Source organism: Streptomyces boncukensis, assembly GCF_011045075.1.
In the GTDB taxonomy this organism is placed as follows: Bacteria; Actinomycetota; Actinomycetes; order Streptomycetales; family Streptomycetaceae; genus Streptomyces; species Streptomyces boncukensis.
Genome location: NZ_JAAKZZ010000158.1, coordinates 1 through 14,511, shown reverse-complemented (window position 1 = coordinate 14,511; position 14,511 = coordinate 1). Strand labels below are relative to the sequence as shown.

General features: G+C 72.7%; 13 protein-coding genes and 1 pseudogene. 5 read left to right on the top strand and 9 right to left on the bottom strand.

Annotated elements, in window-relative coordinates; all coding sequences use genetic code 11:
• Window positions 1–315: pseudogene (locus G5C65_RS16875) on the top strand (phosphotransferase); the annotation flags it as partial.
• A 42-nt stretch (window positions 316–357) separates the two neighbouring features.
• Here G5C65_RS16875 and G5C65_RS16870 read toward each other — a convergent pair.
• The 4 genes from G5C65_RS16870 to G5C65_RS16855 all read right to left on the bottom strand — a co-directional run bounded on the left by G5C65_RS16870 (window position 358) and on the right by G5C65_RS16855 (window position 4,004).
• A complete protein-coding gene (locus G5C65_RS16870; RefSeq protein WP_165299675.1) occupies window positions 358–1,227 on the bottom strand; it encodes a MerR family transcriptional regulator in 870 nt (289 codons plus the stop codon).
• 99 nt (window positions 1,228–1,326) lie between these two features.
• Window positions 1,327–2,823 (bottom strand): amino acid carrier protein, encoded by a 1,497-nt coding sequence (locus tag G5C65_RS16865; RefSeq protein ID WP_165299674.1) that lies wholly within the window; start codon window positions 2,821–2,823, stop codon window positions 1,327–1,329.
• Between the two features lie 230 nt (window positions 2,824–3,053).
• Window positions 3,054–3,704: a sensor domain-containing protein gene (locus G5C65_RS16860; RefSeq protein ID WP_165299673.1), complete on the bottom strand. Its 651-nt coding sequence runs from the start codon at window positions 3,702–3,704 to the stop codon at window positions 3,054–3,056.
• A 78-nt stretch (window positions 3,705–3,782) separates the two neighbouring features.
• Window positions 3,783–4,004: a hypothetical protein gene (locus tag G5C65_RS16855; protein WP_165299672.1), complete on the bottom strand. Its 222-nt coding sequence runs from the start codon at window positions 4,002–4,004 to the stop codon at window positions 3,783–3,785.
• A gap of 85 nt (window positions 4,005–4,089) precedes the next feature.
• On the opposite strand from G5C65_RS16855, the gene G5C65_RS16850 reads away from it, so the two are divergent.
• Both G5C65_RS16850 and G5C65_RS16845 read left to right on the top strand, forming a co-directional pair.
• A complete protein-coding gene (locus tag G5C65_RS16850; protein WP_165299671.1) occupies window positions 4,090–4,911 on the top strand; it encodes a helix-turn-helix domain-containing protein in 822 nt (273 codons plus the stop codon).
• Window positions 4,908–5,153 (top strand): DUF397 domain-containing protein, encoded by a 246-nt coding sequence (locus G5C65_RS16845; protein ID WP_165299670.1) that lies wholly within the window; start codon window positions 4,908–4,910, stop codon window positions 5,151–5,153. The genes G5C65_RS16850 and G5C65_RS16845 overlap by 4 nt, the downstream gene beginning before the upstream one ends.
• Here G5C65_RS16845 and G5C65_RS16840 read toward each other — a convergent pair.
• Window positions 5,141–5,701, bottom strand: coding sequence for a Uma2 family endonuclease (locus G5C65_RS16840; RefSeq protein ID WP_165299669.1), 561 nt, complete (start codon window positions 5,699–5,701; stop codon window positions 5,141–5,143). The genes G5C65_RS16845 and G5C65_RS16840 overlap by 13 nt on opposite strands.
• A gap of 74 nt (window positions 5,702–5,775) precedes the next feature.
• On the opposite strand from G5C65_RS16840, the gene G5C65_RS16835 reads away from it, so the two are divergent.
• Window positions 5,776–7,050, top strand: a complete 1,275-nt coding sequence (locus tag G5C65_RS16835) for a hypothetical protein (RefSeq protein WP_165299668.1) — start codon at window positions 5,776–5,778, stop codon at window positions 7,048–7,050.
• Between the two features lie 436 nt (window positions 7,051–7,486).
• Here the strand turns inward: G5C65_RS16835 and G5C65_RS16830 are convergent, their stop codons facing one another.
• From G5C65_RS16830 to G5C65_RS16815, 4 genes are all read right to left on the bottom strand, one after another.
• Window positions 7,487–10,519, bottom strand: coding sequence for a helix-turn-helix transcriptional regulator (locus G5C65_RS16830; protein ID WP_338146452.1), 3,033 nt, complete (start codon window positions 10,517–10,519; stop codon window positions 7,487–7,489).
• 80 nt (window positions 10,520–10,599) lie between these two features.
• Complete coding sequence (locus G5C65_RS16825; RefSeq protein WP_165299666.1) at window positions 10,600–10,773, bottom strand: hypothetical protein; 174 nt, start codon at window positions 10,771–10,773, stop codon at window positions 10,600–10,602.
• Window positions 10,774–11,130: 357 nt separating this feature from the next.
• Window positions 11,131–11,973, bottom strand: a complete 843-nt coding sequence (locus tag G5C65_RS16820) for a class I SAM-dependent methyltransferase (RefSeq protein WP_165299665.1) — start codon at window positions 11,971–11,973, stop codon at window positions 11,131–11,133.
• A gap of 120 nt (window positions 11,974–12,093) precedes the next feature.
• Window positions 12,094–12,708: an XRE family transcriptional regulator gene (locus G5C65_RS16815; RefSeq protein WP_165299664.1), complete on the bottom strand. Its 615-nt coding sequence runs from the start codon at window positions 12,706–12,708 to the stop codon at window positions 12,094–12,096.
• A gap of 188 nt (window positions 12,709–12,896) precedes the next feature.
• Between G5C65_RS16815 and G5C65_RS16810 the strand changes: the two genes are divergently transcribed.
• A complete protein-coding gene (locus tag G5C65_RS16810) occupies window positions 12,897–14,462 on the top strand; it encodes an MFS transporter (RefSeq protein ID WP_165299663.1) in 1,566 nt (521 codons plus the stop codon).
• Window positions 14,463–14,511: the final 49 nt, after the last annotated feature.

Genomic DNA, 14,511 nt, shown 5'->3' with positions numbered 1-14,511 from the left:
GACCCCTCCGCCGACCCCTCCGGCGGCCACTCCAACGGCCACTCCGGCGGCCGTCTCCTCCTCGCCGACTGGGACACGGCGGGCCTCGCCCTCCCCGAGCGCGACCTGTGGCAGGTCGCCGGCACGGCGGACGACCTGGCCCGCTACGCCGACGCGACCGGCCGCGAGCCGGACCCGCAGGCGCTGGAGGTGTACCGGCTCCGCTGGGACCTGGAGGACGCCGCGGAGTACGTGACCTGGTTCCGCGCCCCGCACACGCGCACGGAGGACACCGAGTCGGGCTGGCGGGGGCTGGCGGACCTGTTGACCCCGTGACCGGAGGGGCTGCCGGGGCGCCCCCTCACCCGCTGCCGCCCCTCACCCGTTGCCGGGCCGCGCCCGTACCACCGGCTCCTGGAGTTCCGTCACCCACTGGTCCGGCCCGCCCTCGCAGGAGAGCTGGAGTTCGCGCGGGTACCCCGCCGAGCGGTAGCCGTTGGCCTCGATCCACCGGGCCAGCGTCTGCAGGCTGGGCATGACCTCGTCCATGGACCCCCGGTGCACCAGGGTGGCGGCGCACTCGACGGCGGGCAGGTCGCGCACCTCGAACGCGCCGGGGACGTCCGGCGGCGTACCGGGGTCGATCTGGACGGCGGCGTGCACCCGTACGGCGTCACCGCCGTCGCCGTCCTCCCCCGCCCCGGTCTCCTCGTAGTACGCCAGCCCGTTCCCGGCCAGGGCGACCCCGGCCGTCTCCAGCCGCTCCAGCAGCTCCCCGTAGAGCGGCTGGATCACCGGCCCGATCGCGTCGGGCTCGGACCGCTCCGCGAGACCGGTCAGCTCCGCGACCCGCACGGCGGGCAGGCTCTTGATCACGACATCGTCACCGGACGACATACGTCCCTCACTCTCGATCATCCGGAGCCTCGCCCCGACCCGCGCGAGCCGTGCCGCGTCCGCCGCGAGCGACGCCTCCAGCTCCGCCTCCCGCAGCCGCAGCATGCCGCGCAGCTCCTCCGCGCTCACCGGCTCCCGCTCATCGAGGATCACCCGCACCTGCTGGAGCGTGAACCCGAGGTCCTTGAGCGCGATGATCCGGTTGAGGCGGGCGAGCTGGTCGGCGGTGTAGTAGCGGTAGCCGCTGGCGGGGTCGACGCGGGCGGGCCTCAGCAGCCCGACCGCGTCGTAGTGCCGCAGCATCCGTACCGACACCCGACCGTGCGCGGCGAAAGCTCCGATACTGAACATGACGTCTCCGACTCCACCGCCTCACACGGGGTGAGGGTCAAGCCGCGCGGGCCGGGAAGCCCGGCGGCCGGGCGGTCAGGCGATCAGGCGGTCGGGCCGTCAGACCGAGGGCCGGTCCTTCTTGAAGCGCACTCCGCTCCCGGACGCGCCGTCGCCCTCGCCGCTTCCGCCCCAGCACTCGATCTCGCCCGGCAGCTCCGGCAGCCGGTTCCGCTCGAAGACCGGGTTGAGCCCCTGCCGCCGCTGCGCCAGATAGTCGTCCATCAGCTTCCAGGCGATGGCCGACAGCGGCAGGATCGCCAGCAGGTTCACCAGCGCCATGCTGCCCATGAACACGTCCGCGAGGTTCCACACCACGTCCACCGAGCCCAGCGCCCCGCCGAAGACGGCGCACAGCACCAGCACCCGGTACCCGGGCAGCACCCACCGCGCCCGGTCGCCCGTCATGAACTGGATGTTCGACTCGCCGTAGTAGTAGTTGCCGATCAGCGTGGAGAAGGCGAGCAGGAAGACCACCAGGGTCAGGGCGTGCCCGGCCCAGCCGCCGAGCGAGTCCTCCAGCGCGGACTGCGTCAGGTCGGCGCCGCCCCGCTCGGAGAGCGACGGGTTGGTGGTGAGGATGATGAACGCCGTCATCGAGCAGATCAGCAGGGTGTCAAAGAACACCCCGAGGGACTGCACGAGCCCCTGCTTGACGGGGTGCGAGACCTCGGCCGTCGCCGCCGCGTTCGGCGCCGAGCCCAGCCCCGCCTCGTTCGAGAACATGCCGCGCCGGATGCCCTGCTGGATCGCGGCACCGATCGCGCCGCCCGCGACCTCCCGGAAGCCGAACGCGCCGCCCACGATGTCCCCGAAGACGCGCGGCACATCGGTGATGTTGACGATGACGACCGCCAGGCCGAGCAGCAGATAGAGCACGGCCATCAGCGGCACCACGGTCTGCGTCACCGACGCGATGCGCCGTACGCCGCCGAAGATCACCAGCGCCAGCAGCACCACCACGATCCCGCCCGCGACCCCCGCCGGGAAGCCGTCGCCGAACGAGCCCTGGGTCACCGAGGTGATGGTGTTGGACTGCACGGCGTTGAACACGAACCCGAAGGTGAGGGTGATCACGACCGCGAAGACCACGCCCATCCAGCGCTTCCCGAGGCCGCGCTGCATGTAGTACGCGGGCCCGCCGCGGTACGTGCCGGACGGCGTGCCGTCCTCGTCCCGGTTCCGGACCTTGTAGAGCTGGGCCAGCGCGGCCTCCACGAACGCGGACGACGCGCCGAGCAGCGCCATCACCCACATCCAGAACACCGCGCCCGCGCCGCCGGCCGTGATGGCGGCGGCCACGCCCGCGATGTTGCCGGTGCCCACCCGCGCGGCGGCGGAGATGGTGAAGGCCCCGAAGGACGAGACCGGCTTGCGGCCGTCCGTCCCCGGCTCCGACTTGTCGCCGAGCACCCGCACCATCTCGGGCAGCAGCCGGATCTGTACGCCGCGTGAGCGGAGCGTGAAGTACAGCGCGGCGCCGACCACCAGGGGGATCAGGAGCCAGGTCCAGAAAGCGTCGTTGACGTCGACGATGAACGAGTTGAGCGAATCCACGCGGCGTCCTCGGGGAGATCACGGCCGGTGCGCGGAGCACCGGCCGGGGGGACAACATTCCACAAAATCTTCCGCAGCCTACTCCGCTATGCGGATACCCCCCACCGCTCAGCGCGTGCCCTATCTCACAGCGCGCTGTGACGGCGGACACATACGGCGGGCACACGGCAAAGGCCCCCTCCGCCGTCCCCGACGGCGGCGGAGGGAGCCTGGTGCGGGCCGGGCCCGTGCTACAGCCGACCCCCGTCCCGCAGCAGCACACGCCCCAGCCCGGTCTGCGCGGCGACCAGCCCCCGGATCACCGGAACGCAGGTCGCCAGGAAGAAAGCGCCCAGCACCATCATGAAAGCGATGTCCGGACCCCGCCCGGACCAGCCGAAGGCCAGGTCCGCCAGCCCGTCGTTCTCGTCCCTCGGCAGCGACCAGGACCACAGCCCGTAGGTCAGCCCGCCCGCGGCCCCCGCCATCCAGGACACCGACAGCGAGAACGTCGTGACCCGCACCGGGAACATCACGACCGCGTGCAGCAGGTCCCGCCACCCCTGCGCGTCAGCCAGCATCGCCCAGCCGCCGCGCGGGGTCCGCTCGGGCAGCGGGGGCAGCGCGCGCCCGGTGACGTACTCGATCTGCGCCGACTCCACCCGCGCGAAGTACCGCGCCATCGCCAGCGTCCCGCCCAGCACCGGCACCCCGAGCGCGATCACCAGCGTCGAGACGCCCAGCGAGAAGCCGGTCACCAGCAGGACGAACGCCGCCGTACCGAGCGGCAGCCCGGAGAGCAGATATCCCACTTCGCGACGGAAGCGCCCGGGAACGCGGGCGCCCACCGCAGGCTGGGTAGCGCTGGTCGGGGTCATCGGGAACTCCATCGTCGTGGTCATGTCTCCACGATCGTCCCGCACGGCGGATCCCGGCAGCCGCCTGGGTGGTGTTCCGGACGGTGTACATAACTACACCTCTCACTGGAGCCTGCGGCTCTGCCAGTTCAGTTCCGCGACCCGCCCCTTGATGCGCTCGTCCCTGCTGGCCGTGCGCACGACGTCGTACGGCACGTCCCACTCCCGCCCGCCCTGCGGCGGGCGCAACTGCACGACGCCGTCCATCGTGTCCATGACGACGCCGATCCGCCCGTCCCGGGTGTCCACGGCGAAGCTGCCGCACAGGGGAATCTCACTGTTCATGGGTTCACGGTGGCTCACGCGCAGTAACATCAGGAGTCACGGTCCGGATACCCAGCGTGGGTGCCCCTGAGAAGCGAGCGTGTGTATGGCCGAACGCCCCAGGAACAGCCAGCAGCCCCTCAGCCGCCGTTACTTGGGCGACCAGTTCAAACGCTGGCGCATCGAGGCAGGGCTGAGCCGCGAGGAGATCGCCGAGACGGTCAACTGCTCGGTGGACACGGTCAAGGCCGTGGAGCAGGGCCGCCGCCCCCTGTCGCCGCGCGCCGCGACGATGACGGACGAGATGGTGGGCGCCAACGGGAAGTTGAAGGCGGGCCTCAACTACCAGGAGGACAACCGCTTCCCGGAGCGGTCGCACGACTACTTCGGGTACGAGACGGACGCGCGCGTGCTGCACTGGTACGAGGTCGCGCTGATCCCGGGCCTGCTCCAGACGGAGGAGTACATGCGGGCGCTGATCAGCGACCGCTACCCGCCCCTGGACGAGGGCACGGCGGAGGAGCGCGTCCAGGCCCGGCTGAAGCGCCAGGAGATCCTGCACCGCAAGCCCGCCGTCGCGCTGCACTTCGTGGTCTACGAGGCGGCCCTGCGCTGCCCCGTCGGCGGCCCGAAGGTCCACCGGGACCAGTTGCTCCACCTGCTGGACCTGATGCGGGAGCGCCGTATCTCCCTCCAGGTGCTGCCCTTCACCAGCGCGATCTCTGCCGCCCTCAACGGGCCGATGGTGCTGCTGGAGGACCAGAGCCACGACCACTTCGCGCTGACGGAGGGCCAGTCGCTGACGCAGTTCACCACCGACGCGGAGATCGTCAGCGAGCTGACCGTACGCTATGGCAGGATCCGCCAGGAGGCCCTCAGCACCGAGGAGACCTCACGCTTCATCGAGCGGATGGTGAAAGAGCTGTGAGAACCAACCTTGCCTGGTTCAAGTCGAGTTACAGCGACGGCGAGGGCAGCAACTGCGTCGAAGTCGCCCTCGACTGGCACAAGTCGACGTACAGCGACGACGAGGGCAGCGCCTGCGTCGAAGTGGCGACGAACTGCCCCCAGTCCGTCCACGTCCGGGACTCCAAGCAGGGCGGCACCGGCCCCGAGCTCACCTTCCCGGGCCCCGCGTGGTCGGCCTTCGCCCGGTCTCAGCTCCGGTAGCGGGGGAAGCCAGTGGTGTCGATGTCCCAGTCAGCGGCGCGGACGGTCCCGCCGGAACCGCACCGCGCGGTCTCGGCGTAGCCCGGCTGGCCGCTGGTCGTGCCCAGAGAGGAGTGCACGCTGGCCGTACCCTCCCGAGGATCGATGATCATGTAGACGGGAACCCCCATACGCGGGTAGTCGCGCAGCTTGGCCACGTAGTCGTTGCCGGGGTTGGAGTGTGAGACGACCTCCACGGCCAGCGCGATGTCCGGAGCGAACACCGCGTAGTCGTCTTCCTGCCCCTCGAACGCCTCCTGGCTCATGACGATGAGGTCGGGGGTCCGGACCATGCCCACCCCGGGATGGTGGATGCGGTTCTCGACGGAGACGACAGCGCCGGGGTCCTGGCGGGAGATCTGCACACCGACCCGCATAACAATCACGCCGTGCGGGTTGGACGGGCTCACCATGTGGATGCGGAACTCCCCGTCGGTGATGTCGGCACGGATGAGCTGGGACTGCCGCTGTCTGGCTGCGTCTTCGAGGGAGTCGGCCAGGCGCAGCATCCCGCCCCAGTCGGCACCGTTCTCCCTCCGTGCGCGCAGGGCAGGCGGACAGGGGCCGGATACACTCGCGCAGCATGCGTGGACGAAGGCATCACACACCTCTCGCGGTCCTGACGCTCACCGCCGCCATCGCGCTCGCGGGCTGCGGCGGCGACGGCGACAGCGGCGACAGTGACGACAAGGCGTCCCCGAGCGCCGACCCCCGGCAGAGCGGCTCGCAGGGCGGGGGCGCACGGGACGGGGCGATACCGGCGAAGGGCGTCGTCGTCACCGCGTGGTGCACCGTGCCGGCGAGCAGCCCCGCCAGGGTGACCGTGGAGGCGTGGGACCCCACGTCCTGGAAGCCCAGGGGCAGGACGGAGTTCACGCTGCCCGCCGAGACGGCGCTGCGGGAGGATGACGCGCGGACGCCGGTGGCCGAGCTGTGCAAGCGCAACCTTCCCCACACGAAGCCGAGCGGCAAGGGCCCGGACCCGATCCCGGAGCCGAGTGTGCGGCAGGTGTTCGACGACGACTACTCCCGGATGGCCGTCGTCCTGCACAACCGCGAGACGGAGAGTACGCGGGCCGCCGTCGTGACGCCGGACGGCAAGGCGACGAAGCTCACCAAGGAGAGCACCGCGGACTACGCGGACGCGCCGGGGGAGATGCACCCTCTCTTCACTCCGGGCAGCGACGGGAAGGAGGTCTGGTTCGTCTCCGGCACCGACGAGGACAAGAGGGCGCCGAAGATCGCCAGCGTCCGGCTGACCGGGTCGAAGGTGAGCAAACCGGTCCCGCACGGCACCGGCAACACCCTGCGCGGCGACCGCCGCGGATTCTCGCTGGGCGGCAGGCCGGTGAGCGCGTTCACGGCGAAGGCCGTCACGTTCAGCCCTGACGGCCGCAGGGCGGCGGGGTTCCAAGAGATGCAGGGGGTGAACGTCGTGGACGTCCCCCGCAACCCCCTCACGGTGCGGGACGGGGATGCGACCCTCTACCCGCTCCCCAGCAGCTGCCGGCCCTGGGGCTGGACGGACAGCACGACGGTGCTGTGCGGCGACCGGAGCATCGCGGCGAACGACCCTGAGCGGGCGAACAACTTCTGGACGGTGGACGCCGGCAGCCTCCGAGAGGACGAGGACACGCCCGAGGGCGCGGCGGGCGACCCCATCCTCCCGACCACCAAGCGGGAGAACACCCCGCGCGCGCTCTCCGCCGACGGCGGGGAACTGATCTTCACCTCCCGGCAGGGCTCCCGGACGGAGCACTTCCGGGTCGCGACGACACCGGGCTCGACCCCGAAGAAGATCACGGCACCGGGCGCGCAGCGGGCGCTGCGGGCGGGCACCGTCCTGGAGTGGCGCTAGGGGGTGTTTCGAAAGCCCCGCACGACGCCTGGAACGCCCGGCACGCGCTCTCGCCGCACCGGCCGAAAGCCCGAGTACGCCCAGTACGAGGGCTTTCACCCGGCACGCCGAGAGCACGCACCGGACGCCCCATGCGCCGCACGGGGCTTGCGAAACACCCCCTAGCACCTGGCCGACGGATCGTAGTTCCCCTCTGACGGGGCAGCCGGGTCGAGGCTGCCCCTGCCCCTGCCCGCGTCCTGCGGACTGCGGACTGCGGACTGCGGACTGCGGACTGCGGACTGCGGCTGCATGCGTAGTTGCGCGCGCAGTTCCCCGCGCCCCTGACGAGGCGCCCCGTCAGGGGCGCGGGGAACTGCGCGACCGGCCACGGAGCACCCGCGGCCTGCGACGAATCAGCAAGGGGCAACCACAAGGCAGCCCCGGCGGCGGAGCGTCACGCGTCGAGCGCCCCGAGCCGGTGCGCGAGGGCCGCGGCCTCGCCCCGGCCCGAAACGCCCAGCTTGGCCAGGATGTTGGAGACGTGCACGCTCGCCGTCTTCGGCGCGATGAACAGCTCCTGGGCGATCTGCCGGTTGCTCCGCCCGGCGGCGACCAGGCGCAGCACGTCCCGTTCCCGAGCGGTCAGCCCCAGCGCCTCCGCCGGGGGCGGGGGCGGGGGCGGGTCCGCCTCCCCGTCGGCCCGGTCGTCCTGCCGCAGCGGGATCCGGGCGCGGCCGGCCAGCGCGGTGATCTCCGTCGCGAGCGGTACCGCGCCCAGCTCGCGCGCTACCGCCTCGGCCTGCCGCAGCAGTTCGCCGGCCGCTTCGGCCGCTTCGCGGGAACCGGCGCCGCGCTGGGCGATCAGGGCCTCCGCGAGCCGCGACCGGGCGACGGCCAGCAGCGCCGGGGCCTCCAGTCGCTCGGCGGCGGCGACGGCCTCCGTCCAGCGGGCCGTGGCGTCCCGGCCCTCGGCGGTGCGCAGCTCGGCCTCGGTCATCAGGGCGTACGCGGCCCACACCGGCACGAACTCGGGCTGGCCCCGCATCGCCTCGCGGATCCGCTCCACCGCCGCCTCGCGCTCCGGCTCGGCCGCCGCCAGGGAGCGGGCCCGCGCCTCCGCCGCCGCGGCCTCGTACAGCAGCGGCCAGACGTAGCGCTGGTGGCCGGGCGCGATGGCGTCGCAGGCCGCCGCCGCCAGCAGCGAGCGGGCGTCGAGGATCCGGCCGTCGGCGACGGCCAGCGCGATGGCGAGCCGGGCCTTGGTCAGGGTGTGCTGCGGCTCCGGGTAGGGGCCGGCGGTGGAGCTGCCGGACTCCTCCAGCCGGCGCCGGGCCTCGTCGTACGAGCCGCGGGCCAGGGCCAGTTCGGCCCGCAGCTCGGCGAGCTGCCCCCGGATGCGGACGCTCACCCCGCGACGGCCGTCGGCCCGCGCAAGCACGTCGTCGACGTCGGCCCAGCGGCCGAGCTGGATGAGGGACTCGGAGAGGTTGGCGTCGATGAACGAGGCGGTGTCCGGCAGTCCGTGGCGCTCGGCCAGCCCGCTGCCCTGCTCGGCGGTCTCCACGGCCTCGGCGTAGCGGCCGACGCCGTGCAGCGCGTTGGCCAGGTTGCCGTAGCCGCGCAGCAGGACGCCGGCGTTGCCCGGCTCCAGGTCCCGGGCGCACACCGCGCGGGCCTGCGCGAGGCCGCCCTCGACATCGCCCGCGTCGATGGTGAGCCAGGCCAGGGTGTGCTGCGCGTCGAGGCCGGTGACCTCGGCGCCCGTCATCCGGCACAGCTCCACCGCCTCGCGCGCGGTCTCGATCGCCGTCGGCCCCGGCAGGTGCACGACGTGCCAGCGCGCCGCGTGCGTCAGCACATCGGCGTGGACGACGGACGGCGGCAGGCCCCGCACCAGCTCCTGGGCGCGGGCGATCTCCTCCCAGCCGTCGGAGCGGGACAGGTCGCGCACCAGCCGGTGGCGCTCGGTCCAGAACCAGGCCGCGCGCAGGGGGTCCGAGTCGAGGTCGCGCAGCGCCCGCTTGCACAGGGTGAGCGCCCGCTCGCGCTCCCCCATACGGCGCGCGGCGATGCTGAGCGCGGCGAGCAGGTCCACGAAGTCCCCGGGCACATCCGGGGAGACGGCCGGGCACAGGCCGTCGTCGACGGCGTGCCGCATCGCGCGGCGGCGCAGCTCCTCGGGGGTGTCGTCCCACAGCTCCAGCGCCCGCTCCAGCATCCGGTACTGCTCGGCGAACGCGTGCCGGCCGCGCGCGGCGCCCGCCGCGGCGAGGACGGCCGGCAGCGCCCTGGCGGGGTCGCGGGCCTCGAACCAGTAGCCGGCCAGCCGCCCGGCCCGCTCCTCGGCGCGTACGAGGGCGGGGTCGGCCTCCAGCGCCTCGGCGTAGCGGCGGCTGAGCCGGGAGCGCTCGCCGGGCAGCAGATCGCAGACCACGGCCTCGCGCAGCAGCGCGTGCCGGAAGCGGAAGGACTCGCCCTCCTCGGAGGGCCGCAGGACGGCGGCGCCGACAGCGGCGCGCAGGGCCTCGATCAACGCGTCCTCGGCGAGCCCGGTGACGGTGGCCAGCAGCCGGAACTCCACCTCCGAGCCGCCCCCGGCGGCGATCCGCACCACGCGCTGCACCTCGTCCGGCAGCGCCTCGACCCGGACCAGCAGCAGGTCGCGCAGGGAGTCGCTGATGCTGCCCGGGGAGCCGCCGCGGATGCTGCACGCCAGCTCCTCGACGAAGAAGGCGTTGCCCTCGGAGCGGGCGAAGACCCGGTCCAGCACCTGCTCGGGCGGGTCCTCGCCGCGGATGGCGGCGAGCTGGTGGCGGACCTCGGCGCGGTCGAAGCGGGGCAGTTCGAGGCGGGTGACGGTGCGCAGCCGCTCGTACTCGGCGAGCGCGGGCCGCAGCGGATGGCGGCGGTGCAGGTCGTCGGCGCGGTAGGTGGCGACGACGAGCAGCCGGCTGTCCAGGGGGCCGTCGGTGAGGGCGCGCAGCAGATAGCTGAGCAGCTCGCGGGTGGAGCGGTCGGCCCAGTGGAGGTCCTCCAGGGCCAGGACGAGCGTCCGGTTCGCGGCGAGGCGCTCCAGGAGGCGGACGGTCAGCTCGAAGAGCCGGGCACGGCCGTCGGTCTCGGGGCGGCCCCGGTCCATCTCGCCGAGCTCGGGCAGCAGCCGGGCCAGCTCGCCCTCCTGGCCGTTGACGGCGGCGTGCAGCTCCGCGCCGAGCCGGCGGTGCAGCGAGCGCAGCGCGGTCGAGACGGGGTGGTACGGCAGGGCTTCGGCGCCGGACTCGACGCAGCCGCCGACGGCGGCGACGGCCCCGTCCGCGACGGCCCGGCCGAGGAACTCCTGGACCAGCCGGGTCTTGCCGACCCCGGCCTCGCCGCCCACGAACACGGCGCGCGGCTCCCCGGCGCCGGCCCGGGACAGGCCCTCGCCGAGAGCGGCCAGCTCGGCACCGCGACCGACGAAGACGGGGCTTATGTGACTGTCGTACACGATGCCGAGCATCGCACGGCGCCCCAGGTGGGGGACAGCGGATTCGGCGCCGGCGGGCCCCGCTGGCTCCGCGGGCCCCGTCACGCCGCACGGAGGCGGTGGAAGCGGTGGAGGCGGTGGAGGCGATACCGGCGCTCGCCGGTATCGGCACGGGCCGCGCTCCCGGCCCGCCGGGCCGCGCGGGCCCGGCGGCGCCGCGCGGCGCGGGCGAGGACGTCGGCCCGACGGGTGGCCTGGAATTCGTGGTGCAGCATGACGCTCTCCTTGCACGAGCTGAGCCGGTCTCTGACTGTGCTCCAGCGTCGTTCCCCAGGTGGGGGCGCCACATCGGGAAGCTGCCTTATCTCTCCGCGCCAGGATCGCCTTAGGGCGTGTCCTACGGATCATGGTTGCCCTCTGCCGGGGCAGCCGGGTCGGGGCGGCCCCGGCCCGTGCATTGCGGGCTGCGGCGCCGATGGGGCTGGTCGCGCAGTTCCCCGCGCCCCTTCGGGGCGCACCCTGCGTGCCCCGTCAGGGGCGCGGGGAACTGCGCGCGCACCCACGGCATCAGCCGCACCCCGCATGGCGCAGTAAGGGGCAGCTTCTGCCCGGCAAGATCCGCAGGACACCCCCTAGGCGCGGCGGGCGGCCCAGACGGTGCGCTCGGTACGTACAGCGAGATCCTCGCGGCGCAGCAGGCTGGTCGGGCTGCTGATGTCCAGGAGCTCGTCGAGTGCGGCGAGGTCCTCGGGGCTGAGGGCGGGGGCGGCGGCGCCGCGAACGCGCTGCAGACTGCCGTAGGCGTAGCGGCCGACCGCTTCGCTGCGCCCGCCTTCGATGGTGACGGTGACGGTGCGCTCGCCCTCGACGGTGAAGCCGGCGGCTGTCAGCATCGGGCCCCAGTCGGCGCCGCGGTGCGGCACGTGCTCGGCGTGGAAGCTGTCGGTCGCGGCATGGGCGCGCTCCTCAAGGCCAGGCCGGCTCTCCGGGGCACCGGGGGGCAGGAAGCGGGGGAAGCCCGCGAGCTCGACGATGGCGAACAGGCCGCCGGGGGCGAGCAGTTCACGGACGCCCGTCAGGGCGCGGTCGGGGTCGGCCATGTGGTGCATCGAGGCTGAGGCCCACACCAGATCCGGCGTGCCGAGGTCGGGCCAGCTGTCGGAGTCGAGGTCGGCCTGCACGGTCCGTACGCGCCGCTCGGTACCGCGGGCGCATGCCTTCTCGCGCAGGAGTTGGAGGTGGCCGGCCGAGGTGTCGACGGCGGTGACGTGCGCGTCGGGGAAGCGCTCAAGGAGCGCGAAGGTTCCCGCGCCGGTGCCGCAGCCCAGGTCCACGATCCGGCGCGGCTCGCTCTTCAGCGGCAGCCAGGCGGTGATGGACGCCGTGTGCTCGGCGAGCACCTCGGCATCCAGATCGAGGATCTCCGCCTGACCGCGCTCGCCGTGGTGGGGGGTGTGCTGATGCGATGGGGTCATGGCTTCACCGTAAGCTCGTCATGCGCCTGCGGCACGGCTGCTTGCGTAGAGCGCAAGAAGGTGGCTGGGCGTGCTGCCCGCCACGCAATACCGCCCACCACACCGAGGGGCTGCGGCCCGTTATGCGCAGGGCCCCTGGGTCCCTCCGCAGTCGGCTTCGGGGCTGTCGGCGCCGGCGTCCTTCTGGTGGCCGCGGCGGGCGTCCCGGTCGAAGATGCCCATGATCTCGCACGGGCCGCCCTCGGCGCCGATGGCGTGCGGCAGCATGGTGGGGAACTCGGCGGCCTGGTTGGTCTCGATGCGAAAGCGCCGGTGACCGAGCATGAGGACGGCGGTACCGGACAACACGACGAGCCATTCGCGGCCGGGGTGGGCGCGCATGCGGGCCGGGTTGTCGGGCGGCGGGTCGGTCATCCTCTGACGCATCACGCTCATGCCGGGGTCGCCCTTGATGGGCCAGCGCATCAGGCCGTGGGTGCCGTCGATCATCGGGCTGATGACGATGTCGTCGGCGGCGTTCTCCACGAGCTGGTCCAACGTGGTGTCCAGGGCGCGGGCGAGGGTCACGAGCTGGTCCAGGGCGAGGCGGCGCCGGCCGTTCTCGATGCGGCTGAGTGAGGACTGGCTGAGGTTGGCCCGGGTGGCCAGCTCCTCCAGGGACCAGCCCTGTGCGACGCGCAGTGCGCGGATCCGTTTGCGTACGAGGCTGTCCAGCCGCCCATCTTCTTGCGTCATAGGCAACATGCTATGCCCTTGATGCAAGGCGAGCTTAACGTCGAACACAGGTCATCCAGCGGTCCGCGCGGTGAGCAGTTCCCCGTGAGCAGTTCCCGTGAGCAGTTCCCTATCCCACCAACCTGGCGACCGGTCCTGTCCCGGCGCTGATTCCGCACGCCCTTTCGGGAAGGAAACCAGAGGAAACCATGAGCACCAACCAGCCTCCTCAGACGGCGGCCGTTCCGGTCAGCAGCGGGGGAACGCCGGATGCGCGTCAGCTGCGCGCGATCCTGATCACCGTCTCGATCGCGCTGATGGCCGTCATCGCCTCCGTCTCCGGGCTGAACGTCGCCCAGACCCACATGGCCGTCGAGTTCGGCGCCTCGCAGACCACCGTCCTGTGGATCATCAACATCTACACCCTCGCCCTGGCCGCGCTGCTGCTGCCGCTCGGCGCGATCGGTGACCGGCTCGGCCGCAAGCCCATGCTGATCACCGGCCTGGTCATCTTCGGCACCGCCGGCGTCGTCGCAGGACTCGCTCCGTCGGCCGGGATAATGATCACCGCGCGCGTGGCGGCCGGCGTCAGCGCGGCGATGATCATGCCGATCACCCTGGCCGTCATCACCTCCACCTTCCCCGAGGAAGAGCGCGGCAAGGCCATCGGCGTGTGGACCGGCGTCGCCGGAGGCGGCGGCATCCTGGGCATGTTCCTCTCCGCCCTGCTGGTCGACGTCGCCGACTGGCGCTGGCTGTTCGTACTGCCCGTGGCCCTGGTCGTCGTCGCGCTGGCGATGACGCTGAGGTCGGTGCCGAACTCCCGCGAACGCTCCGCCCATTCCTTCGACACCATCGGTGCGCTGGCCTCCGCCATCGCCGTGACCGGCCTCATCTTCGTCCTGCAGGAAGGCCCCGAGCGCGGCTGGACCGCCCCCGTCACCCTGATCAGCCTGGCCGTCGGCGCCGTCGCCGCCATCGCCTTCGTGGCCTGGGAGCTGCACCGCCGCGACGCCTCGCTGCTGGACGTACGCCTCTTCCGCGAGCGCGGCCTGGCCTCCGGCTCGATCACCCTGCTGGTCGTCTTCGGCGTCCAGGCCGGTATCGCCGTGGTCCTCTTCCCGTTCTTCCAGGCCGTCCTCGGCTGGTCGGGGCTGCTGTCGACAGCGGCGATGATGCCGATGGCCGTCATGATGATGACGGCCTCCGGCCTGGCCCCGAGGATGGCCGCCAGGATCGGCGCCCGCTCCACCATGGCCGTGGGCGTCGCCCTGGGCACCCTCAGCCTGGCGCTGATGGCGCTGTTCGTGTCCGTCGACGGCGGCTACCTGTCCATCCTGCCCGGCATGCTCGCCATGGGCATCGGCATGGGGCTGTCGATGACGCCCTCCACCGAGGCCATCACCAGCTCACTGCCCCGCGCCAAGCAAGGTGTTGCCTCCGCGCTCAACGACGTCACCCGCGAGTTCGGCACCGCTCTCGGTGTCGCGATGCTCGGCGCGCTCCTGGCAGGCGGCTACCGCGGCGCCATCGACGGCAAGCTCGACGGCGTCCCCACGGATGCCGCAGACACCGCCCGCGAAGGCATCGCCAACGCCATCGAGGTCGCACCCCACACCGGAAGCCACACCCAGGACCTGATCCACGCCGCACAGCAGTCCTTCGTCGACGGCTGGCAGCAAGCCATGTGGATCGGCGCCGCCGTGATGGGTGTACTGCTCGTCTACGTCGCCGTGCGCGGCCCGAAGACCGCGGAGAGCGCCGCCGCCCGCTGAGCTCCGAGCTCCGAGCTCCCTTTCCGGGGAATGGGCGGGAGGAACCTCC

Excerpts from the sequence above, each read along its gene's own strand:
- G5C65_RS16860 (WP_165299673.1), bottom strand. The coding sequence starts at position 3,704 with ATGACCACGACGATGGAGTTCCCGATGACCCCGACCAGCGCTACCCAG.
- G5C65_RS16825 (WP_165299666.1), bottom strand. The coding sequence starts at position 10,773 with ATGCTGCACCACGAATTCCAGGCCACCCGTCGGGCCGACGTCCTCGCC.
- G5C65_RS16870 (WP_165299675.1), bottom strand. The coding sequence starts at position 1,227 with ATGTTCAGTATCGGAGCTTTCGCCGCGCACGGTCGGGTGTCGGTACGG.
- G5C65_RS16855 (WP_165299672.1), bottom strand. The coding sequence starts at position 4,004 with ATGAACAGTGAGATTCCCCTGTGCGGCAGCTTCGCCGTGGACACCCGG.
- G5C65_RS16835 (WP_165299668.1), top strand. The coding sequence starts at position 5,776 with ATGCGTGGACGAAGGCATCACACACCTCTCGCGGTCCTGACGCTCACC.
- G5C65_RS16810 (WP_165299663.1), top strand. The coding sequence starts at position 12,897 with ATGAGCACCAACCAGCCTCCTCAGACGGCGGCCGTTCCGGTCAGCAGC.
- G5C65_RS16815 (WP_165299664.1), bottom strand. The coding sequence starts at position 12,708 with ATGACGCAAGAAGATGGGCGGCTGGACAGCCTCGTACGCAAACGGATC.
- G5C65_RS16840 (WP_165299669.1), bottom strand. The coding sequence starts at position 5,701 with ATGCTGCGCCTGGCCGACTCCCTCGAAGACGCAGCCAGACAGCGGCAG.
- G5C65_RS16850 (WP_165299671.1), top strand. The coding sequence starts at position 4,090 with ATGGCCGAACGCCCCAGGAACAGCCAGCAGCCCCTCAGCCGCCGTTAC.
- G5C65_RS16820 (WP_165299665.1), bottom strand. The coding sequence starts at position 11,973 with ATGACCCCATCGCATCAGCACACCCCCCACCACGGCGAGCGCGGTCAG.